Genomic DNA, 21,215 nt, shown 5'->3' on the forward strand with positions numbered 1-21,215 from the left:
CTGCCGCTATGACCGCACTAGTTAGCACTCAGCGCCACGGACAGATACTTGTTGTCACAATCGACAACCCGCCGGCGAATGCCATCTCTCGCCGTACGAGCCGAGAAATTTATGCTGCGTTCGCAGCGTTTCAGGAAGACGAAGACCTACGAGTGGCAATCCTCACAGGCGCCGGGGACCGCATCTTCAGCGGCGGTTGGGACTTGAAGGAGTCCGATGAAAGCCTAACCGCTGACCTCTATTATGACACGCAAGTCGGTAATGGCCCTGGGGGGTTCGGTGGCATTTCGGAGTTCTGGGGTCTGACAAAGCCGGTAATAGCCGCTGTCAACGGCGCCGCAGCGGGAGGGGGCTTCGAGATCACGCTCGCGTGCGATATGATCGTAGCGGCCGAGCATGCGCGCTTCCTTCTCCCCGAGACGCGGATCGGGCTTTTGCCCATGGCGGGCGGCATTCAGAACCTGCATCGCCGTATACCGTACAATGTCGCAATGCACCTCATGATGACGGGCGAGGCGATCTCGGCGTCTGAGGCTGCTCGATGGGGCCTTGTGAACGAGGTTGTTCCCCGGGGAGAGGCTCTGGCTGCGGCGATGCGCCATGCCGAGAAGATCTGCGAATCGGCCCCGCTCGCCATTGAAGGTCTCAAAGAAGTTATGCGCTATACATCGCACCTCTCGGCAAAGGACGGGTTTGCGGCGGTTAGAAACCCGCCAAGTGAATTGAAAAAGTACAAAGCTATAGCGAACTCTGAAGATAGCCTCGAAGGACCACGGGCTTTCATGGAAAAGCGCAAGCCCCAGTGGAGGGGCAGGTAATCACTAGAGATATATTCAGCGGCACAACCTCCCAGGTACAGTGACTGGCGTTTGAATGCGGGTTGGTGAGTGGGGACACAGCCGATGGACGCTTCTCGAGATGACGGGCGCAGCTTGCGTATCCAACTGACTTCGTTGGTGACAAGATGAACGACGCACGACTCCTAGATATTGAGCTTTTCCAGCATTTTGCTGACGAGCATGTCCGGTTCTGTGATACCGACGCTCTGGGTCATGTGAACGTCGGTGTATACTCGTCCTATTTTGCCGCTGGCAGGGCAATATTCGACACGATGCTGGCTTCCGACGACTATATACTGCCGATTGCGCGGATAGCCATGGACCTGCGCGCAGAGATAAAGTATCCAAACAAGATCGTTGTGGGATCATTGTTACTCCGGACTGGCAGATCATCATTTCTTGTGGGCCAAGGTTTATGGATCGAAGGTAAGCCAATGGCTACAGCTGAAGTCACTCACGTGCTGGTCGATCGAAAAAATGGTCGCAGCACGCCGCTTCCCGAACCCTTCCTCAATAAGTTGAGATCACTGGGACCGGTGTGTGCCGAAGGCTAAGAGCCTGCTTGGAACGCTCTACTGGGCCCCGCTGCTTAGTTTCTCCCCCAGGATTCTTCGGTCAGACTGATCCGGAGCCTCTTCGCGGCCGCGCCGTTTGCGTCGAGTGGCGGGGCCCATGCCAAAGTGGGCCTGAAAGGCGCGTGAGAAATGACTACGGTTGGAAAAGCCCGTGGCAAGCGCCACCTCGACGAGCGGAAGGTTCGACTGCTGCAGAATCTCGTCGGCCTTCTCCAACCGCAGAGACCGATAGAACTGCATCACGCTCTGTCCAAGCTGGTTCTTTGTCAGCCGCTCCAATTGCCGCGCCCCGATACCGCTCAGATGAGCCAGATCCTCCAGCTTTAGCGGGTCCGCGATATGGCTCGTCATCAATTCCACCATGGCGACCAGAGCGGGATGGTGCAGATCATACCTGCGCACCGGGTCCAATTGCTGCGGGGCCTCGGCCTGCCGGATGCCGGTATGGATGAACCAATCGCTGACCGCGCGGGCCAATTCCACACCGTGATCTGAAGCGATCAGGGCGTGGGCCATGTCCAGGGGGGCCATGCCGCCGGCGCAGGTAAAGCGGTCGCGATCGATGACGAAGAGGCGACGTTCGATCAGCGCCTCAGGATAGATCTCGCGCATTGCATCGATGTGTTGCCAGTGGATCGTAAACCGGCGTGACGACATCACACCCGCCGCGGCCAGGATTGCCGCCCCGCCTGAGATCCCGCCCAAACGCACTCCCGACCGGGCGAGACGGCGTAGCCACGCCAGGATTCTTTCGTCCCGATAGGTGAGCGGATTGCCGCCGGCGACGACGAACAGAATGTCGAAATCAGAGCCTGCTTCTGAAACAGGTTCTGTCTCGAACGCGCCCGAGACGGAACTGCGCATCCACCCGCCCTGGGCCGAGATGAAGTTCAGATCGTAAAGGGTGCGCCCGCTAAGCAGGTTGGCGGCGCGCAGCGGCTCGACCGCGGAGGCCGCGGACATCAGGGCATAGCCTTCGATCAACAGGAAGCCGTATCGCTGCGCGCTGCCGTGATTCCCGTCAATCATCCCCTGGGAAATCCTATCGTCCACATTGTTCGCACATGTCCGGCAAAAGCACACATGAGTCAATTTTGAAAACACCACACTGCCCTTGCCGTGACATAGTCTCGGCAGTCCAAGGAGTTCTTGACATGAAGTTTTCGGGCTTCCGCGTTTTTGCTGAAGCGCTCAAGGGGCACACCGGGTGGCGGCCGCTCTGGCGCAATCCCGATCCAAAGCCTTCCTATGACTATTTGATTGTCGGTGGAGGCGGCCACGGCCTGGCGACGGCCTATTACCTGGCCGAGACCTTCGGGCGATCCCGTATCGCCGTGCTGGAGAAGGGTTGGCTCGGATCCGGGAATGTCGGGCGAAACACGACGATCATCCGGTCGAACTACCTGCTTGCCGGCAACCAGCCCTTCTATGAGTTCTCGATGAAGCTCTGGGAAGGACTGGAGCAGGAGCTCAACTTCAACGCGATGGTTTCCCAGCGCGGCATCATCAATCTCTTTCATACGGATGCGCAGCGTGATGCCTTTCGCCGCCGCGGCAACGCCATGATGCTAGCGGGGGCGGGCGCCCGGCTGCTAGGTCGAGAGGAACTGCGCGCCATGGTTCCGTTCCTGAACTACGACAACGCGCGCTTCCCGATCAAAGGCGGCCTGATGCAGCCGCGTGCTGGCACAGCGCGGCACGACGGCGTGGCCTGGGGCTATGCCCGCGGGGCCGACAGCCACGGCGTGGACCTAATCCAGAATTGCGAGGTGACCGGTTTCCGGGTCGATCGCGGCAAGGTGCGTGGCGTGGAGACATCGCGCGGCTATATCGCCGCTGATAACGTTGGCGTGGCGGTGGCGGGCTCCTCGGGCCGCGTCATGGCAAGGGCTGGAATGCGGCTTCCGATCGAAAGCCATGTTTTGCAGGCCTTTGTCACGGAGGGGCTCAAACCCACCATTCCCGGTGTGATCACGTTCGGGGCAGGCCATTTCTACATCAGCCAGTCCGACAAGGGCGGACTTGTCTTCGGCGGCGATATCGACGGCTACAATTCCTATGCCCAACGCGGCAACCTGCCGGTGGTGGAGGACGTCGCCGAAGGCGGCATGGCACTGATGCCCATGATCGGGCGGGCGCGGCTCCTTCGCATGTGGGGGGGCGTGGTGGACATGTCGATGGACGGTTCGCCGATCATCGACCGCACGCATATTGATGGCCTCTATTTCAACGGCGGCTGGTGCTATGGCGGCTTCAAGGCGACGCCAGCCAGCGGCTATGCCTTCGCCCATCTTCTTGCCACCGGCGCACCCCACGAGACCGCGCGCGCCTACCGCATCGATCGTTTCGCACGCGGCCATGTGGTCGACGAGCGCGGCGCCGGTGCCCAGCCCAATCTCCACTAAGGCGGTCCAATGCTGATCCCACATCCACTTCTGGGCCTGCGCGATGCGCAGGAATTCACCTATCTGGGCGACGCGCGGCTCATCGACCGTCCAGACCCAACCGCGCCCGATGCCGAGGCCGCCTTTTGCGATTACGTCTTCCTGCGCGACAACCCGGCGGGCGTGCATCGCGAGCTGTGGTTCCACGAGCAGGGTGACCGGTCATGGCTGGTGGTGACGCGCGACACGGTCACCCATGAAGTCCTCGGTGCGGAGCTGGCCCGCAATGTCGCCCTTTCGCGGACGAGGTGCGGCACATGACACGGCTTGCCGGAGGGCTGATCGACCGCTCGCAGACCTTGGACTTCAGTTTCGACAGCAAGCGCTACCAGGGCCATCCCGGCGACACGCTCGCCTCGGCGCTGCTGGCCAATGGCGTTCGTCTGATGGGGCGCAGCTTCAAGTACCACCGCCCGCGCGGGCTGCTGTCTGCCGGCTCGGAGGAACCGAACGCCTTGGTAGAACTGCGCTCGGGCGCGCGGCGGGAGCCCAACACGCGCGCGACGACGGTGGAACTGTTCGACGGTCTGGAGTCGCGAAGCCAGAACCGCTGGCCCTCACTCGGCTTCGATGCATTAGCGGTGAACGACCTGCTGTCGCCTTTCTTCACCGCCGGCTTTTACTACAAGACCTTCATGTGGCCGAAAGCCTTCTGGGAAAAGCTCTACGAGCCGGCGATCCGCAAGGCGGCGGGCCTCGGACGCCTCTCAATGCAGGCCGACCCGGATGCATATGACAAGGGCTTCCTACATTGCGACCTGCTGGTGATCGGAGGGGGTGCGGCCGGGCTGGCTGCGGCGCTGACGGCGGCGCGCTCAGGCGCGCGCGTGATACTGGCAGATGAGGATTTCCGCCTGGGCGGGCGGCTTCTGTCCGAGACAGAAACGCTGGACGGAGGGCAAGCCACCGACTGGATCTCAGCGTTAGAGGCTGAATTCGAGAGCCTGCCGAATGTTCGCGTGATGCGTCGAACCACGGTTTTCGGGGTCTATGATCACGGCATCTATGGCGCGGTGGAGAGCGTTTCCGATCATCTCCCAGAGGCGAGCGGGCGTGTGCGCCAGACGCTCTGGCGTATCACGGCGAAACGCGCGGTACTGGCGGCGGGCGCGACAGAGCGCCCCATCGCCTTTGCCGACAATGACCGTCCGGGAATCATGCTGGCCGGCGCGATGCGGGCTTACGCCAATCGCTGGGCGGCATGTCCGTCCGATACGGTAACCGTCTTCACCAACAATGACGACGGTCACCGCACCGCGCGCGACCTTGCCGCCAAGGGCGTCCATGTCGCGGCCGTGATCGACGCGCGCCCCGAGGCGAAGGCTCGCGGTGACTACCGACTGATCGCGGGCGGCATGGTCACTGGCTCACGCGGCGGGCTTGTCCTGAAGTCGATCGAGGTTCAGGCAAACGGCAGGTCCGAATGGATCGAGTGCGGCGCGCTGGGGGTGTCCGGCGGCTGGAACCCAAATGTGCAGCTCGCTTCGCATCATCGCGGTCGGCCTGTTTGGAATGAACCGCTGCAGGCGTTCCTGCCTGGGGAGGAGGGGCCCTTGGGATTAATTCCGGCAGGTGCAGCGGCGGGCAATTTTTCCACCGCCGACGCCTTGCGTTCCGGCGCGCGAGCCGCACAGCGTGCGATGGACGAACTTGGAATCGCGGCATCGTTGCCCGATTTGCCGCGCGCCGAGGAGGCAAACTACACGGTTGCGCCCGTCTTCCATGTACCGGGCAAGAAGCGCGCCTGGGTCGATTTCCAGAATGACGTGACAGTGAAGGATATCAAGCTCGCCCATGCCGAGAACATGCGGCCGGTAGAGCATCTGAAACGCTACACGACACTGGGCATGGCGACGGACCAGGGCAAAACCGCAAACGTGACCGGGCTTGCCGTGATGGCGAAGCTGACCGGGAGGTCGATCCCGGAAACTGGAACAACGGTTTTCCGCCCACCTTACACTCCAGTGACGCTCTCGGTCCTGGGCGGCGGCGATATAGGGCCGCATTTCCGACCGCGCCGCCTGACGCCGACGCATCATTGGGCAGAAGCGCAAGGCGCGGTGTTCGTCGAGGTCGGCCAGTGGATGCGCGCGCAATATTTCCCGCGTGCGGGCGAAACGCATTGGCGCCAGAGCGTGGACCGCGAGGCCAGGGCCGTGCGCAGCGCGGTGGGCCTGTGCGATGTGACGACGCTCGGCAAGATCGATGTCCAGGGCGCGGGCGCGGGCGAGTTTCTCAACCGGCTCTACTGCAACATCATGGCCACGCTGAAAGTCGGCCGAGTCCGCTACGGGCTTATGCTGCGCGAAGACGGATTTGGCTATGACGACGGCACCTGCGCACGCCTGGCCGAGGATCATTGGGTAGTCACCACGACGACCGCCAACGCCGGTCTGGTCTACCGCAACATGGAGTTCGCGCGGCAATGCCTGTGGCCGGAACTCGACGTCCAGCTCACCTCCACGACCGATGCCTGGGCGCAGATCGCCGTCGCCGGGCCGAAGTCGCGCGCTCTGCTCGCCCGCATCGTTGACGAGTTCGACCTGTCGAACGAGGCCTTCCCCTTCATGGCTTGCGCGGAGCTCACCGTCTGCGACGGCCTGCGCGCGCGGCTCTTCCGCATCTCCTTCTCGGGCGAACTCGCCTATGAGATTGCGGTTCCCGCACGATACGGCCACGCATTGATGGAGCGGCTGATGGAACTGGGAGCCGATCTCGGAGCGACGCCCTATGGCACCGAGGCTCTGGGCGTGCTGCGGATTGAGAAGGGACACGCCGCCGGCCCTGAGTTGAACGGACAGGCGACGGCCCTCATGGTTGGCCTTGGCAGTATGGTGTCGCAGAAGAAGGATTCCGTCGGCGCCGTGATGTCGCTGCGCAAGGGCCTTGCGGGTGACAGGCGACGCCTGGTCGGCCTGCGGCCCGTCGATCCTGCCGGGAAGGTGGTCAGCGGCTCGCATCTTTTTGCGGAAGTCGCACCGAGGAAATTCGATACCGATCAGGGTTGGATCACGTCGGCTTGCTACAGTCCGCATGTCGGCTCGATGATCGGGCTCGGTTTCCTCGAGAACGGCGATGAACGGCTGGGCGAGGTGATCGTGGCCGCGAACCCGCTCGAAGGCGAAAGTGCACGCCTGCGCGTCGTGCCGGCGCATTTTGTCGATCCTGAAGGAGCACGTCTTCGTGAGTGACCTGAGACCCATCACTGCGCTCGGCGCCGCACTTCCACGCCTCGCATCGTTCGGGGCGTTGGAGATCCGTGAGAACGCGGGTCTCGCGCTTGCCTCTCTGGCGCTGCGCCGCGGAACCGTTGAGCCCACGCCGTTCGGCCTCACTCTTCCCGGACCCGGTCGCTGGGTTGCAGGGCAGGGGGTTGCCGCGCTGTGGACCGGACCGGATCAGTGGATGATCGAGTACGAAGGCCGCGCCGAGCTGGATTTTGCCGCCGAGCTCAAGCAACTCGCCCCCGGCTGCTCGGTGACCGAGCAGACCGATGGCTGGGTCGCGTTCGAGATCGTTTCGCCCGCCGGCTCAAGGCCTGTCGAGGCATTGCTGTCGAAGCTTGTTAACGTCGATCTCGCGGACTTTGGCCCGGGCCGCGCGACGCGTACCGGGCTTGAGCATATGAGCTGTTTCGTCATCCGCCGCAGCGACGCTCATATCGCCGTGCTGGGCGCGCGCTCGTCCGCCGGATCGCTCTGGCATGCCCTGGAAACGACGGCGACGCGGCTACAGGAAAGGTAACATGACCGCTCAGATCATCGACGGCAAAGAGTCCGCGGCGCAGCCAGCTGGAACGCTTGTTCGCTTCCCATATCGGACTTCCGCCGGTGCGTCACTATCTCCGGATTCGCACAGACCATGCGAAGCGCCTGATCGAAGGCACGCGGATGCCCATTATCGACGTTGCCAAGGCCTGCGGGTTCATGTCTGCTTCGCACTTCGCAAAGTGCTTCAGAGCCTTTAATGGAATGTCGCCGCAGCAGTGTCGAGCGATAGTGCCGGCTTGGGTTGGGCTCGGGTTAAGCTGATAGCTTGGTACTTGAATTTAGCGGAGAACAGCGGCACCTCTATCCATGCCAATATTCGGAGTCGATCTGCCCACCAATAAACAGAAAGCGGCGCAACGATACGTTCCGGATCATAGCGCTCAAAGCGGCGAAGATGAGCGCCTATCAGTTGTCCTCTTCTTTGTCCCGACCGACGTTGACGCGGCAATCATTGGATTGATGACGCCTTTCGATGCCGCCGACCATGGTGGCGCAGGATGACTTCTCACGATTGTATGATGCAGGGGCGGCGATGATTTCATTTCATCCCAAGAAAGCCGTGTCTGCATTATTGCGCTGGGAGGATGCTGCAGCATCTCGGACAAAGCCCGGCCACGTTTGTGCGGGCCAGCTTACGATTGATCTACAGGCCGGGTGGCGCGCAGCAGACAGATGGAGCGATTGAGTCAGGACAATGACGAGGGGCCTGCCAGGTATCTTCGAGACATTCCTGGAACAGCTGTCGGAGAGTGTCGATCAGACAGATTTCCGGGAAGCAATGGCCAGCGTGGCCACAAGACTTGATCTACTTACGTTTGCCTATCTGTCCTTGCCACTGCAACCTTCCGGCGAGCCCAAGCTGATCTCGAATTATCCGCCTCCCTGGACCGCGCACTATCTGCAAAACCGGTATCAGAACCTCGATCCAATCGTCTTGCGTGCGCGGTGTGGCGGATGTCCTTTTCTATGGGAACCGGATCTTCGTGGCGCTGAGATATCGCAGGTTCAGCAAAGGCTGTTCGCTGAAGCGGCAGAGTTCGGCATCTGCCGTGGATTGACGATCCCGATTGTCGATCGCAGGGGCTGTGTTGCAGCGATGACCTTTGCCGCGGATGAGCCCAATTCCGCGTTCCTGCGTGTTGCCAAGCAGTATGAGCAGGCGCTCCAACTCATGGCGACGTACTTTCACATTCATGTTCGCCGTAAACTCTCGGGCAATCGAATGGTCGACGGCGTTTTGCTGACACCCCGCGAATATGAGTGCCTGCAATGGGCCGCGCGCGGCAAGTCCGCCTCGGACATCGGCTGCATCTTGGGCCTCAAGCCGCGCACCGCCGCTTTCCATCTGGACAATGCCAAGAAGAAGCTTGGCGTGCGCACGCAAAACCAGGCCATATCGCTGCTGGCCTCCTCACGGTCTTCAATTCTCTAAGAAACTGAAATTCGTCCTTTGGCCAATTCTCTAAGAAACTGAAATTCGTCCTTTGGTTCAGCCTATGCCCGTACACAGGCTGTTTCGGCTGGCGCATTCTCCAATGGGCGTGTGCGATACCGAGTTTCCAAGGGCTGGCTCGACTGGGGACGTGCGGGACGAAATGGCGTAGAAGCCGCATTATTGTTATTTCGACCCGATGGCCGCGTGATGCCTGACCGACGCCTCTGTGCTCTGTGCGGGCTTAGCTCATGAATTGGGAATGCAGCCGACAAGCCGGATTGGTGGGATGAAGAGTCATATAACTACACCGCCCATCTGGCCCGGTGAGACTGGGCCTGGGAGTTCTGGCTGCGCAATCCGCATTCCGGCAGAACTTGGGGCCGCATGGCGGGAATGCCGGAAATTGCTCGATATCATTGTGCCGCGCGTCAGCTTGGCGTGTTGGGACGTTCGTCGCAACTCTTTGAGGCGTGATGCAGCGGTATGCTGGTGTTCAAGCCGAATGCCCATACTTACTGACTAGGACGTCCAGCCTGTCGTGCGGGCGCTGGCTTTTTGCTGTCGGTCCAGCTCCACATCGACGCGATCTGGCCCCACTGGGCAGTTGAAACACGTCTATGGCACTCGAATGTCTCAGCAGTCTAAGTGCGGACGGACGCTCGCCAAAGACCCTGTTTTCAACCGTAAGCGGGTGGCCGCCATCTCCGCTTCGTCTTCCAGGCTGTCGACGGTTCGCCTGCGGAGGCTTCGCACCGGGAAACTTGCCGAAGCGCTGATTGGCAAACCGCGGGTCCAGGTCGACTCAAAAATCCTCGCGACCATCTGCTTGGCCGCATCCGTCCACCGCGCCACTGGCCGCGGCGCTCATGAATGGCGGGGCAGGGAGTTCGTTTTTGAAAAGCGCGCACTGCGCAATTCGTCAGTTGCCGAACAATTCCTTGTAGCCGGTGGTCACAATCCAGTTCACACGGTCGAGATGACTGCGGAGAGCCTTTCGGGCGCGCTCCGGTTCCTTTGCCGGATCAATGCCGAGGATCAGATGCGCCATTTCCTCTTCGCTGGCGTCGTCAGCTGATGCGTCCAGTAGCCGCATATAGATCGTGAAATGCTCTTTGTCGTACGGCGTGAGGCTTTCGGACCAGGGGACCTCGTCGCGAAGCGTTGAGCTTTGAGTCCCATCTGTTCCCGTTAATCGATTCATGTCTGCTGTGAACCTCGCCTGTTGAGCGCCGGATGCAACGCACAATATCCCAAAATGGGATAATCCGAAACCGGGATTAGTCGCTGAGCCGGTCTTTACCTGACCGGTTCGCCTACATGCCCAAATCTCTTCGATCGCCCCGCCACCAGCGGTTTCTGGCCCAGCTGATATCGCTGCGCAAGGCCAAAGGCCTGACCCAGGCGCAGGTGGCTGACAAGCTTGGTCGCCCGCAATCCTTCGTGGCCAAGTACGAGGGTGGAGAGCGGCGTCTCGATATCATTGAGTTTCTCGACGTAACTGCGGTGCTTGACGCTGATCCGTGCGAGCTTCTGTCCAGCCTGCGGACGTAGCGGGCGCCCGCGCGCCTAGCGGCTCGCGCCGGGTGCTCGTGAACTGAGCCCGCTTTTCGGCAAGCTCAGGCGGTCTCGGCCATTCGGCTCCGCCCCCTGGCATGGGTCGTCAGGCCCCCGCAATTCTTTTCTGTTGGGCTTTTTCCCGGCGGCGCAGGGTGGGCGGCTCGCCCTTCTAGGCCCGCCGCGGCGCCCCGCAACCCTTCGCTTGCGCTTCGGGTCCTTCTCTTCGTTCCGGTCCTTCGGATGCGGTCCGCCTTCGACGGCGGGCCCTTCCGGTCGCGACTCGCCGCCCACCCCGCTTCCGCGGAAAGCCGCGATTGGCGAGCGGAGGACAAAACGATGCGTGCAATAGCAAGCGTTTCGCCGGCGGAGTGGCTGGTGCAGGCAGGGGCGGGCGCTCGGGCGCCAGCCTCAATCAGGAGATCACAGACCGCATCATTGTCGAGCTGGAGCGCGGCACCGTGCCATGGGTCAAGCGAGGGGCAGGACAACGGCCGGCCTTGGGCTGCCGAGGAATGCTTCCGGGCGCCAGCCCCGCTGCTGCAGCAAAAGATCAGCCAGCTGTCACAGCATGGCTGAACAACGCATCTTATCGGCGTCGAGGAGTGCCGCAGGCGCATAAGCTCAGACATGACCTCGGGGAGACCGATGCCGGCAAAGAGCCTGGTTGCAGCATTCCATCAACAATAGCAAAAGCCATCCTGATCCAAAGCGCGTCTAAGCACTTCCATTTCAGGCGTTAGTCGAGGTCCGCGTTGACCCGGAGCCCCCTTTTGGTCCGCTGGAAGAGGGCGCCGCCAAGTGTCGCCCGTGCAGGGACGACCGCAAAAAGGGCGCACAAGGCGCCCTTCATTTCAGATCGGCTATCAGCAAGCCGCCTTCGCCGTTCGCTATCAGAATCGGTAGGTGACACCTGCGCCTATCAGCCAGGGATCTAGCTTCGCCTTCCCCGTCAGCTGCGCGCTGGCCACGGTGACGTCGAAGTCTGGCTTCAAGAAAAGCTTCTTCACGTCGAAGTTGACGCCCCAGTGCTGGTCCACCATGTAGTCGAACCCGACCTGCAGCGCGGTACCAAACGTGTTCTTAACCTTGAGAGCATCGGCACTGCCGGTATTCTGGTTATAGAAGACCGTGTAGTTCACGCCGGCGCCGACATACGGCTTGAAGGCGCCGAAATCGGTAAAATGATATTGCAATGTGAGCGTTGGCGGCAGCAGCCAAACCTTGCCGATATTCCCCAGCCCGCCGATCGCGCCTTCGCCTGCTATGTTGGCATAGGTGGTGCCGAGGATAAGCTCGGCGGCGACGTTGTTGCTGAAGAAATACGAGATATCGAGTTCCGGCGTCACGGTGTTCGAATAGGAAAGACCGGAGCCAGGCACCGTATCAACGTAGCCCGAATCCTGCGTGATGACCCCCAACCCACGCAGGCGGATTTGCCAGGGGCTCGGCCATTCCGTGACCGAGGCAACCTCCTCCGGGTCACACGGGACTTCTTCTGGAAGGTCCGCCGCGACGGCCTGCTGCCCTATCAGCAACAGTACGACGGCCGCTGTTACTCCCCGCGCCACGTTCGTTCGCTTTGTTGCCATTATATTGTCTCCTTGTTCTTCAGAAATGATAGACTGCAATGTGAATAGTCCTTCTGCATTTATTGATATCGACAGAGAGCAGGCACGCATTATTTGCGCCACTCTCGCACTTATTGGCGTACTTATTGAGACCTTGCTTTTGTGCGTCTCGCCCCATCTACGCTATCGGATTGCCAACTGATCGCGCTCGAAGGAAATTGTTGCCCAGGGCAATGAATGCCGCCCGCTCGCGATTGTGATATGGCAAGGGCTTGGTTCTGCCATGATCCAGATTGAAGGAGTCGGGAGGCACGGGGGAGGCGAAGGGACGCGCGGGTGAGGCGGAGGGTCGCGCAGGGGAGGTGGAGGGACGTACAGGGCTCGTGCAAGCTCCGCCGCGACGGCCTGCTGCCCCATCAGCACCAGGACGATGGCCGCTGCTACTCCCCGCGCCACGTTCGTTTGCTTTGTTGCCATGGTATTGTCTCCTTGCTTTTCAGACATGATAGGCTGCATTTGGTATAGTCTGCTCTATTTTGTGGGATAGGCTGAGCGCCGTCGCAAACTTTACATAAACTTTGGCACTCATTATTTGTACAATTGTTTCGGCCATTCGATCTGTACTCACTTATTCCTATTTTGCTCCTGTCGCGCTCCCGGTCGTCAATGAGCGCTTTCGGCTTGCCAGCCGATCGCGCTGCGAAGGAAGTTGGTGCCCAAGGCAATGAATGCGGCCCGCTCGCGATTGTCCTTGCCGTAGCCGTGCCCGCCCGCACTGGGCTCGTAGAAGTAAGCGGGATATCCAAAGGCCTGCAGCTTTGCAGCCATCTTACGCGCATGGCCCGGGTGGACGCGGTCGTCGCGTTTCGTGGTGGCAAGCAGGACAGGCGGATAGGGCTGTCCCGGCGCCGCGGCATGATAGGCGGAGATTTCCTTCAGGAAAGTCCAATCGTCCGGCTTGTCGGGATCGCCATATTCGTCGATCCAGCTCGCGCCCGCCAAAAGCTTGGTGTAGCGGCGCATGTCGACAACCGGAATTGTGCAGAACAGCGCGCCGAAGTGCTCAGGATAGCGGGTCAGCATGTTGGCAATCAGCAGGCCCCCATTTGAGCCGCCCTCGGCGGCAATCCGCCTCGGCAGCGTAATGCCCCGTCGCACCAGGTCGGCGGCAACGGCGGCGAAATCGTCGTGGGTGAGGCGCTTGCCCTGCCTGCGCCCGGCCTCGTGCCAACGGGTGCCGAACTCGCCGCCGCCCCGGATGTTCGCCACTACGCACGTGCCGCCGCGTTCGAGCCACAGCTTGCCGAGCGAGGAGTTGTAGGAGGGCAGGAGCGATACGCCGTATCCGCCGTAGGCGGTGAGGTGAACCGGGGCATGCCCGTTCCCGTCAGCCGGACCGACCTGCGTATAGGGAATCATCTCACCATCGCTCGAGACCGCCTCGTGGCGCGTGACCACCAGTCCGGATGCGTCGAAATTCTCTGGGTTGCGCTTCAGGATAACTGGAGCGCCGAGAGGCGGGGCGGCATTGAGGTCGAACAGGAGAAGCTGCGGCGGCGTGATTGGGTCCTGAGCCGAAATGAGGACCTCTCCATTCGTCTCGTGATCCCCCGCATCGAGCGACCAGAGGTGAACAGTCCCTTCGGCGGGCACGGTGTCCAGCGCTCGGCGCGTCCATTCCTGGCGGCCGGGGGTGAACATCTCGAAACGCGGAACGAGGTTGACGAGGTACGAGATAATGAGCTTCCCGTCATTCCAGAAGAACGACTGCAGGGAGCGCCTGTCGCCTGGTTCAAAGAGGGTGGCAAAACTGCGCTCGCCGGCGATGAAGGAGGACAGCGAGATGCCGATCAGCGTGTCGGCGGCATGGGTCGTCCCTCCCACCGTCCAGGGCTTGCGCGGCTTTACCGCCAGCCAGTCGCCGAATCCATCCCACCGGGCGTCCCGAGGAAGGTCGATCTGCGTCTTCGGCCCGCTCCTGTCGCCGATTCGGCCTATCACCTCGAAGAAGGCCGGTTTTTCGATAAACCAAAGGCGCTCATTCTCGGCGGTGCGGTCCAGATGACCAGATACGCCGAGGGATTCGGAACCGGTCTCGAAGATTACCGGTGCGGTGAGCGCATCCACGCCACGCCTCCACAACCGCACGGTACGCGCGTAGCCGGAGCGGGTGGCCATGTCATCACCAAGCGCACTGGAAAGCAGAAGCGTGTTGGAGTCGAGCCAATCAATGTCGCCCTTGGCCTCCGGGAGATTGAAACCGTCGGCGACAAAGCTCAGAGAGTTCAAATCGAATTCGCGATGCACGACCGCGTCGCTGCCGCCGCGCGACAGGCGCAGAACGGCTCTTTCCCGTCTCTCCGGTTCGATCGACGCACCGCCCCAGATCCAGTCCTCTTCGTCTCTCGCGGCGAGGAAGTCCAGATCGAGCAGTACCTCCCACTGGGGATCCGCCTTCATGTAGACGGCAAGGGTGGTCCGGCGCCATAGTCCGCGCGGATTCCCGGCATCTTGCCAGAAATTGTAGAGGTACTGACCGCGGCGCCTGATCAGGGGAATCCTGTCGGGACGGTCGAAAATCGCAGTCAGGGCGTCGTGGTCGCGGTCGAACTGGGGTCCACCGAAGTGCCCCAGGGTCCTGGCCGATTGGCTGGCGGTCCACTCAAGTGCCCGTTCGCCTTCTATATCTTCAAGCCAAAGATAGGGATCATCGTCGGGTGCATTCAGTGTTGGACGGAAATCGAATTCAGTCATGTCTGGACAGCCAGAGGAATGAAAGCACGATGGCTTCGGTCTGCTCGGGAAGGCTCATTGTTTGCGGCGGCACCCGCATCTTCCAAAAACGTGATCATCAGCTGGGTCCTTCTCAGTCGGTGCGGCGTCGCAGTGCTTTTGGGCATAGAACAGCATCTGTCGTGCCAACTGGGAAAACCGTTTCGGAACAACGCGATCGCTCTCGCAGCGTTGCGTCATATGTCCGACATCGTCGAGAATCCGACAAGGAGTGCACCCGTAGTCACAGAATCGACCTCCGGCGCGAGTTCGGTGTCACCGTGCAGAACTCAAGCAGTGAAGCTCACACCGAAGTTGGTTGGGACCATCTGCTGCATCAGGCATCCCGTATCCGGCTTCGATCGGCAGATACCCATTAGTTGGCGGACGATCTGAGTGACGAAGACCGGCTGCTCATATGATCTACACACCGCCAGGGCAGGGGTGTCGAGGCACATCATGGACATGAGGCGCGATCGATCCCTGGCTCTGCACGGTGAGGCGGCGCAAGGGCAATGGGCAGCTTGCGATGGCTCTTGCTGGCCAGGCTCACCTAGGCATCGTGCAGAGCGGTAGAGCCGCCGCCCTGCGCGTCCTTTACGGGGCGCTTACCGAGCACCTTGAGCCCCATGTTGAATTGGGACGGGGACCAAGAAGTGCTTTGGCCTTGGCGATCGTGTCGGCCAGCCGTAATGGCAATAGCCCTGGCGAACACATAGGTGCCTAGGAGGCACAAGATCTCACCATCGATCTTCCATACCTGAATACCCGGAAGACAATCGTTGTTGATCGCAGAGTTACGATGTTTAACGAACTCTTATCACTGTTGCAACATTGAATAGGGTAACCTCCATCTAATAGCGGTGCGTCACAAACGCGGTGTTCAACATTTGTAAAAAATTGGCAGGAGGTTCTAGTGACCGCATCACCACTCGAAGGAGTGAAGATACTCAGCCTGGCGGAACAATACCCTGGCCCTTATGCTACCTTGTTACTTGCAGATCTAGGCGCGGATGTCACTCTTATCGAAAGGCCAAACGGAGGTGATCCGGCTCGAAAGCACAAAAGCCTTTTTTCCTCGTTGAGCCGCAACAAGCGAAGTGTCGTCCTCGATCTCAAGTCAGAAGCCGGTCAGGAATCCTTATTTGAGTTGAGTAAAACTGCAGACGTTCTCATCGAAGGCTATAGGCCGGACGTGATGAAAAAACTCGGATTGAGTTACGAGGAACTCAGTCCAGTAAATCGCCGTTTGATATATCTCTCATTGACTGGCTTCGGTCAGAATGGCCCTTACCGCAGGCGTCCAGCCCACGACCTCTCCTGCCAAGGCTTGGCCGGGGTTCTATTTCAGCAGGGTCGAACCGGACACCCGCAGACACAGTCTCAATTGCCCCTTGCCGATCTCGCCTCGGGTACCCTGGCAGCACTGGGTGTCGTTTCGGCTCTACTGGCGCGGGAGCGAACCGGACACGGCTGCTACATCGATCTGGCTATGACCGATAGTCTGGTGTCATGGATGACGCCGTATCTCTACGCGAGCCTAAACGGAAGACCAATGGCAGAGGTATACACGGACGAACCCGCCAATGGGACGTTCGCTTGCGCAGATAACAAGCTCATTACGCTGAGCATCGTGCAGGAAGATCACTACTGGCAGGCTTTGTGCCGGGCGACTGGTCTGGCGCAACTGGCCTCCGCAAGCCATCAGGACCGGGTGCAATACGCTTCTGACTATCGCGCGCAACTTGCTGCCGCTATCGCCAAGGAAACGCGAGAGGCGTGGGCAGATATTTTCAGTAGTATCGAAATTCCTTGGGGCGAAGTGCTTCACCTGAATGAAGTCGCAACAGATCCGCAGTTGCGCGCACGAGACCTATTTGTCCGGCTTAGCCCAGAGGACGGCGGCCAATGGCACGTGAAGCAGCCGCTGCAATTCGACTGTTACAAAACCGGAATTCGGCTTCCTGCGCCTGAGCTCGGCGAGCACACTCAGGAATTTTTGTCCCGCTGCGAATCCAGCGGGACCGGACCCGACCACCCGAATTGATCAGTCGCAGGACACTTCTCTCACTTTTCCTCGGAGTGCCCGCGTCTTGAGCAGTTCCCTGATATTTCGGCCACAGGCATTTGATTCACGGTCGTCCATATCGCGGCGATCATGGGGCGCCGCGCCGGCGCTTGACGCGTGCGCCGCGTTTGCCGTCTGGGCTGGGGAGCGCGAGTGGGGTGGTTTCTGTGAGCACATCTCGGCGAACAACCGCAACTATGAATCGGCAAGGAAACGGCGACCAACGGAGGCACTCAAATGCAGAATACTTCTATAGGAGCGAAAGCCCGCCCGCAGGAGGACGATCACGTGCGTCCACTGAAGGGTATTCGCGTCTTGGCATTCACGCACTATGCGGCAGGACCAATCGCAGCGCAGTATCTTGGTTCGCTTGGGGCGGAAGTCGTCAAGATTGAGGCTCCGGCTGGCGATTATCAGCGTAAATGGATCAAGGAGCCGACGGCGGACCCAGACGCACCCAGTCCCTATTTCCTGGGCATGAATCGCAACCAGCGTTCACTGTCCATTGATCTGAAAACGCCTGAGGGGCAAGCGGTCATTCGCGAGATGATCTCCCAGGCGGATGTCATTCTGGAAAATTTCCGACCCGGAGTCTTGGAGCGGATGGGTATAGGCAGTTCCGCCGTTCTCGCGGAGCACCCTGGAATGATCTATTGCTCGATAGCTGCTTATGATCCCGCCGGCCCAAGCCGAAACAAGCCGGCGCTGGATCTGATTATCCAAGCCCTGTCGGGCATCGCCAGTCTGGGTGGGGCAGCCGATGGTCCGCCCGTTCCTGCCGGTGCCTACGTTGTTGATACCTACACGGCATCACAAGCAGTCATCGGCGTTCAGGCGGCATTGCGCCAGCGCGATCAGACAGGGCTTGGTCAGTGGGTGCGTGTGGATATGATGTCGTGCGCGCTTCACTTGCTGGCGTCGGAGTCTTGCTATGCGCTGAACGCACAGGAGCCGGCAAGTCGAGGGCGAAATGGCATTAGCCACAGTCACCAGCCAGCGCCTTACGGCATCTATTCCACCTTGGACGGGGCGATTGCTCTGGTGGCTTACCCCGCATCCCTCCCCGATCTTGCCGCCGCGTTGGACCTCAGCAAGCAGATCATACCGCTGCTGGAGGGGAAGGGGGCTTGGACAAACCGGGACCAGATCGCCGGTATCCTGTCAGGTCGTCTGCGTCAGCTGACCAGCGATGATGCGCTTACGCGCCTTGCACCCACCGGTATCCTGCTGGCCCCTGTACGCAGTATCGATCAGGCGCTGGCCGATCCTGATGTGGCCAGCGAACTGGTCCGCGACGTCGAACACAGCTACGGCGGCCGCTATCGCGTCGCGCTGGAGCCGCTGAAGCTTTCAGGCTCTGCACTCGTTTTCGATCGTCCTGCCCCCGATCTCGGCGAGCATTCAGTGGAGGTTCTGCGCGAGACTGGGATCAATCAAGACCGCATTGATGCGCTGATTGCTAGCGGCGCAGTTCGTGTCCCCGGCAGACCGGAGAATCGGACATAGCGATTCGAACCGAGATGCAAATAACACATTTACAATCGATACCATCCTGGATGACAGCGACGACACGAGGATCCGCCACAGCGTGCACGCGAGAAATCCGCCTTTCCCGGATGCCTTCCGCCCACAGTTCGACCGGATAGTCGGCGTAGGCCAGAAAGGCTCAAGCACAGGCTGAGGACAGGCTTATTTCTAACAAGTACGGCTTCCATGATGCGCATGGAGATCCGCCCGTCAGCAAAAGGTTTTCCAAGAAAGGCGCGCAGTTTGGCACCTGCTGTGGTGTGAGAATCCCGATCATCAGGTTGCCGCCATGACTTTTGCCGCCGAAGAGCGCACTCGAGCGTTTCCGGGCGCGGACCGCTACGAACAAGGTCTTCAGGTCCTCGCAACCTGTTTTGATATTTCCGATTGCCGCAAGCTCTCCTGCCAGTGAATGGTCCTGGTGTCTCGCTCACGTTGCCTGCAATGTGCAGTGCGGGGCAAGTCGGCCTGGGAAATCGGCTGCATCCTAGGTTCAAGCAACGCACAGCCGTGCTCGATCTCGATATCGGCCGCAGAGAAAGCTCGGCGAGCATCACCAAACAGGCCATTGCCCCTCTCGCCGGTTTCGTTTTTTCGGTTCACTGATAAGTCGGCTTCACCTGTGCAACTGCACAGGATGCCATAGCGCGAAGGTTCGTCTCCAATAGCGGGGAATTCCCCCGAGGAGGCATTCAATGACCCACCCTATCGCGCTCGCTACGACAACTTTGCCGACGAAGGGCGTGCAATCCATCGTCCGCTCTATCGAGCCTTCAAGGGACGTCTGGAACGGGGCGCAGGAGCCGATAGCCGCTAGGAAATCAATTCCTCTGACCCGCTCACACCGCACTGACCGTTGCTGCGCGGTTTCAACGGTCTGGTCGCTGTTTGCGTGCGTCTTTCCTCGACAGTGCCAATGGCACACGGCTCGACGAAACGGCGCCATTGACGTCCCGTGCTTTCAGCGCCTGTGCCTCTCCAAGTGGCTTGATGTTTCGACGTCCTCGGGGCAGGCGGCACAGTCATGCCTACAGTTCTTGTGACTGGGGCTGATCAGGCTGACTGGCGGGATGAAAGATCGTACGATTACACCACTGGTCTGACGCCGCGCGAATGGGCCTGGGAGTTCTTACGCCGCAATCCAGCATTCCAGCGTGATCTGATCGCAGCGCGTCAGCAGGCCAATAGCTGGTCTCACCAACCCTTGCTCGACGTGGTCGCGTCGGCCGGCGACCTGTCACGCTGGGGTGTTCTGTTTCGCAGAGTCTTATGGGCGCAATTCGGTCGTATTCTGGTGTCCGCTCTGGTGCGTCCATGTGCTGCCGATCATTGCAGAACAACTGTCTGCATCATCGGCGACATGGCCGTTCGAGCTCTCGGCATTGCCATGTCGTGCGACGGTCCTGCTGTCGCCCGACAAGGGCCAGCATGTTCTTCTTCGCAATGCGGAGCATACGCTCCAGCTCGCCGTCGCTGGCGCCGATATCTTGCACCCTGTTTGCCTCCGCACCGAGGCGATCTGGCCCGCGACGCTTTTGAAGCATCGCCTGAGGGCGCTCGAGTGCCTCAATGCTCTAAGTCTGGGGCAGCAGCTGCCTGCCCGCTTGTTTCCGCCAGAAAAACGCGGTCCCCGTTTGACATTCGTTCTTCGTGCGCTCGACGGCTCACTTGCTGGGGCGTCACATCGCGAGCTCGCCGAAGCTCTGATTGGTGAACGGCGCGTCCATGCCGACTGGAGGGATCCTCGCGATCATCTGCGCGACCGCATTCGCCGCGCCGTCTCTCGTGGCCGCGCGCTCATGAATGCAGGGTACAAAGATTTCCTTCTTTAAAAAGTGACAGTCCGCACTGAGGGTCAACCGGCGAACACTTCGGAGCTAATACCCGGTCACCACCAGTTCGCGCGGTCGACAGGCCTGCGAAGCGCATTGCGGATGCGCTCTGGTTCAAGCGTCGGTCTGTCGAGAGGTACGTTCGGCATGTCCAATAGCCGACAATGTAGAGTACGCGACGCACAAGAAGCTGACCCATCGGCTGCTTTTAATGCTTTTTTGCTTGGCACGGTACATGCTTGGCTGCCGCAAACGCTCGGACTGAGTGGCCCCACCGCCCCGAAGTCGCTGACTTACGCCACCTCCCAAGGCGTACCCGGCCCGGCAGCGAGCTCAGTCTCCTGCCGGGCATGCCTTTTCAGACTACTGGCGTTCGGAACTTGAAACTAAGCGGCGCAATGTCCGGCTGAAGAGGATTGCGTCGAATCGAATATGAAGGACCGTCTATGCGCGACGAATTTCTTGAAGGGGCGCCGAGATCGATCTGGTACGCCCGCTTATAAATAAGTGATGCGCAGCACTCGCCCATTTGAGACCCGCGGTGTTCATCACTTTATAACATCCTTCCAGGTGTCGCCTTTGAAGCTCGTATGAACCTTGGCGGGCACGTCTCTTGCCTGGCGGACGGCAGTACAAGTCGAGCCAATCGTTTGCAGGAGCGCGAAGGAAGCGTTCCTGTGCGCAAGCGGTAGGTGCGTTCACGCTCAGCATACGACATCCGACAACTGTGTCGGCTTTGGCGGTTTGACGACACAGCCTTGTTTGGCCGGCGTCTAGCCTAGTGGATGGAATCTAACACTTGGTGCCCACGTTTGACGGCGGCAATGA

The 21,215-nt window shown here is 60.3% G+C and carries 17 protein-coding genes and 1 pseudogene; 14 read left to right on the top strand and 4 right to left on the bottom strand.

Annotated features, from left to right (window positions below):
- Nucleotides 1-8: 8 nt before the first annotated feature.
- Together AU465_RS03290 and AU465_RS03295 are read left to right on the top strand one after the other, a co-directional pair.
- Complete coding sequence (locus AU465_RS03290; protein WP_192243993.1) at nucleotides 9-818, top strand: enoyl-CoA hydratase-related protein; 810 nt, start codon at nucleotides 9-11, stop codon at nucleotides 816-818.
- A gap of 146 nt (nucleotides 819-964) precedes the next feature.
- Entirely contained in the window at nucleotides 965-1,393 is a 429-nt protein-coding gene (locus tag AU465_RS03295) for an acyl-CoA thioesterase (RefSeq protein WP_192243995.1), read from the top strand.
- A gap of 18 nt (nucleotides 1,394-1,411) precedes the next feature.
- Here the strand turns inward: AU465_RS03295 and AU465_RS03300 are convergent, their stop codons facing one another.
- Complete coding sequence (locus tag AU465_RS03300) at nucleotides 1,412-2,443, bottom strand: GlxA family transcriptional regulator (RefSeq protein ID WP_210324975.1); 1,032 nt, start codon at nucleotides 2,441-2,443, stop codon at nucleotides 1,412-1,414.
- A gap of 125 nt (nucleotides 2,444-2,568) precedes the next feature.
- Between AU465_RS03300 and AU465_RS03305 the strand changes: the two genes are divergently transcribed.
- The 6 genes from AU465_RS03305 to AU465_RS03330 all read left to right on the top strand — a co-directional run bounded on the left by AU465_RS03305 (nucleotide 2,569) and on the right by AU465_RS03330 (nucleotide 9,060).
- Nucleotides 2,569-3,819 (top strand): sarcosine oxidase subunit beta family protein, encoded by a 1,251-nt coding sequence (locus tag AU465_RS03305; protein ID WP_192243997.1) that lies wholly within the window; start codon nucleotides 2,569-2,571, stop codon nucleotides 3,817-3,819.
- A 9-nt stretch (nucleotides 3,820-3,828) separates the two neighbouring features.
- Entirely contained in the window at nucleotides 3,829-4,119 is a 291-nt protein-coding gene (locus AU465_RS03310; protein WP_192243999.1) for a sarcosine oxidase subunit delta, read from the top strand.
- Nucleotides 4,116-7,049, top strand: coding sequence for a sarcosine oxidase subunit alpha family protein (locus AU465_RS03315; RefSeq protein ID WP_192244001.1), 2,934 nt, complete (start codon nucleotides 4,116-4,118; stop codon nucleotides 7,047-7,049). The genes AU465_RS03310 and AU465_RS03315 overlap by 4 nt, the downstream gene beginning before the upstream one ends.
- Complete coding sequence (locus AU465_RS03320; protein WP_246505831.1) at nucleotides 7,015-7,602, top strand: sarcosine oxidase subunit gamma; 588 nt, start codon at nucleotides 7,015-7,017, stop codon at nucleotides 7,600-7,602. The genes AU465_RS03315 and AU465_RS03320 overlap by 35 nt, the downstream gene beginning before the upstream one ends.
- 47 nt (nucleotides 7,603-7,649) lie before the next feature.
- Entirely contained in the window at nucleotides 7,650-7,889 is a 240-nt protein-coding gene (locus AU465_RS37640; protein ID WP_376774809.1) for a helix-turn-helix domain-containing protein, read from the top strand.
- Between the two features lie 433 nt (nucleotides 7,890-8,322).
- On the top strand, nucleotides 8,323-9,060 hold the full coding sequence (locus AU465_RS03330) for a LuxR family transcriptional regulator (protein WP_192244005.1): 738 nt from the start codon (nucleotides 8,323-8,325) through the stop codon (nucleotides 9,058-9,060).
- Nucleotides 9,061-9,982: 922 nt separating this feature from the next.
- On the opposite strand, the gene AU465_RS03335 is transcribed toward AU465_RS03330, so the two are convergent.
- The gene (locus tag AU465_RS03335; RefSeq protein WP_192180339.1) at nucleotides 9,983-10,264 is read right to left on the bottom strand and encodes a hypothetical protein; all 282 of its coding nucleotides are present in this window, start codon (nucleotides 10,262-10,264) and stop codon (nucleotides 9,983-9,985) included.
- Nucleotides 10,265-10,380: 116 nt separating this feature from the next.
- Here AU465_RS03335 and AU465_RS03340 point away from each other — a divergent pair, with 116 nt between their 5' ends.
- Nucleotides 10,381-10,614 carry a helix-turn-helix domain-containing protein gene (locus AU465_RS03340; RefSeq protein ID WP_192244007.1) on the top strand — a complete coding sequence of 78 codons (234 nt, stop codon included), beginning with the start codon at nucleotides 10,381-10,383 and terminating at the stop codon, nucleotides 10,612-10,614.
- A gap of 896 nt (nucleotides 10,615-11,510) precedes the next feature.
- Here AU465_RS03340 and AU465_RS03345 read toward each other — a convergent pair.
- Nucleotides 11,511-12,209: an OmpW/AlkL family protein gene (locus tag AU465_RS03345; RefSeq protein ID WP_192244009.1), complete on the bottom strand. Its 699-nt coding sequence runs from the start codon at nucleotides 12,207-12,209 to the stop codon at nucleotides 11,511-11,513.
- A 642-nt stretch (nucleotides 12,210-12,851) separates the two neighbouring features.
- The gene (locus AU465_RS03350) at nucleotides 12,852-14,942 is read right to left on the bottom strand and encodes a prolyl oligopeptidase family serine peptidase (RefSeq protein ID WP_192244011.1); all 2,091 of its coding nucleotides are present in this window, start codon (nucleotides 14,940-14,942) and stop codon (nucleotides 12,852-12,854) included.
- A 934-nt stretch (nucleotides 14,943-15,876) separates the two neighbouring features.
- On the opposite strand from AU465_RS03350, the gene AU465_RS03355 reads away from it, so the two are divergent.
- From AU465_RS03355 to AU465_RS03365, 5 genes and pseudogenes are all read left to right on the top strand, one after another.
- Entirely contained in the window at nucleotides 15,877-17,007 is a 1,131-nt protein-coding gene (locus AU465_RS03355; protein WP_192244014.1) for a CaiB/BaiF CoA transferase family protein, read from the top strand.
- Between the two features lie 258 nt (nucleotides 17,008-17,265).
- Entirely contained in the window at nucleotides 17,266-18,534 is a 1,269-nt protein-coding gene (locus tag AU465_RS03360) for a CaiB/BaiF CoA transferase family protein (protein WP_192244016.1), read from the top strand.
- Nucleotides 18,535-18,844: 310 nt separating this feature from the next.
- Entirely contained in the window at nucleotides 18,845-18,967 is a 123-nt protein-coding gene (locus AU465_RS37060) for a hypothetical protein (RefSeq protein ID WP_281396668.1), read from the top strand.
- 612 nt (nucleotides 18,968-19,579) lie between these two features.
- Nucleotides 19,580-19,756, top strand: a pseudogene (locus AU465_RS37645) (transcriptional regulator domain-containing protein); the annotation flags it as partial.
- Between the two features lie 115 nt (nucleotides 19,757-19,871).
- On the top strand, nucleotides 19,872-20,387 hold the full coding sequence (locus tag AU465_RS03365; protein ID WP_192244018.1) for a DUF2285 domain-containing protein: 516 nt from the start codon (nucleotides 19,872-19,874) through the stop codon (nucleotides 20,385-20,387).
- Nucleotides 20,388-21,215 lie beyond the last annotated feature (828 nt).

Source organism: Mesorhizobium silamurunense, assembly GCF_014843905.1.
In the GTDB taxonomy this organism is placed as follows: domain Bacteria; phylum Pseudomonadota; class Alphaproteobacteria; order Rhizobiales; family Rhizobiaceae; genus Mesorhizobium; species Mesorhizobium silamurunense.

Excerpts from the sequence above, each read along its gene's own strand:
- AU465_RS03335 (WP_192180339.1), bottom strand. The coding sequence starts at position 10,264 with ATGAATCGATTAACGGGAACAGATGGGACTCAAAGCTCAACGCTTCGC.
- AU465_RS03300 (WP_210324975.1), bottom strand. The coding sequence starts at position 2,443 with ATGATTGACGGGAATCACGGCAGCGCGCAGCGATACGGCTTCCTGTTG.
- AU465_RS03290 (WP_192243993.1), top strand. The coding sequence starts at position 9 with ATGACCGCACTAGTTAGCACTCAGCGCCACGGACAGATACTTGTTGTC.
- AU465_RS03295 (WP_192243995.1), top strand. The coding sequence starts at position 965 with ATGAACGACGCACGACTCCTAGATATTGAGCTTTTCCAGCATTTTGCT.
- AU465_RS03360 (WP_192244016.1), top strand. The coding sequence starts at position 17,266 with ATGCAGAATACTTCTATAGGAGCGAAAGCCCGCCCGCAGGAGGACGAT.
- AU465_RS03315 (WP_192244001.1), top strand. The coding sequence starts at position 4,116 with ATGACACGGCTTGCCGGAGGGCTGATCGACCGCTCGCAGACCTTGGAC.
- AU465_RS03305 (WP_192243997.1), top strand. The coding sequence starts at position 2,569 with ATGAAGTTTTCGGGCTTCCGCGTTTTTGCTGAAGCGCTCAAGGGGCAC.
- AU465_RS03340 (WP_192244007.1), top strand. The coding sequence starts at position 10,381 with ATGCCCAAATCTCTTCGATCGCCCCGCCACCAGCGGTTTCTGGCCCAG.
- AU465_RS03310 (WP_192243999.1), top strand. The coding sequence starts at position 3,829 with ATGCTGATCCCACATCCACTTCTGGGCCTGCGCGATGCGCAGGAATTC.
- AU465_RS37060 (WP_281396668.1), top strand. The coding sequence starts at position 18,845 with ATGACTTTTGCCGCCGAAGAGCGCACTCGAGCGTTTCCGGGCGCGGAC.
- AU465_RS03330 (WP_192244005.1), top strand. The coding sequence starts at position 8,323 with ATGACGAGGGGCCTGCCAGGTATCTTCGAGACATTCCTGGAACAGCTG.
- AU465_RS03345 (WP_192244009.1), bottom strand. The coding sequence starts at position 12,209 with ATGGCAACAAAGCGAACGAACGTGGCGCGGGGAGTAACAGCGGCCGTC.
- AU465_RS03350 (WP_192244011.1), bottom strand. The coding sequence starts at position 14,942 with ATGACTGAATTCGATTTCCGTCCAACACTGAATGCACCCGACGATGAT.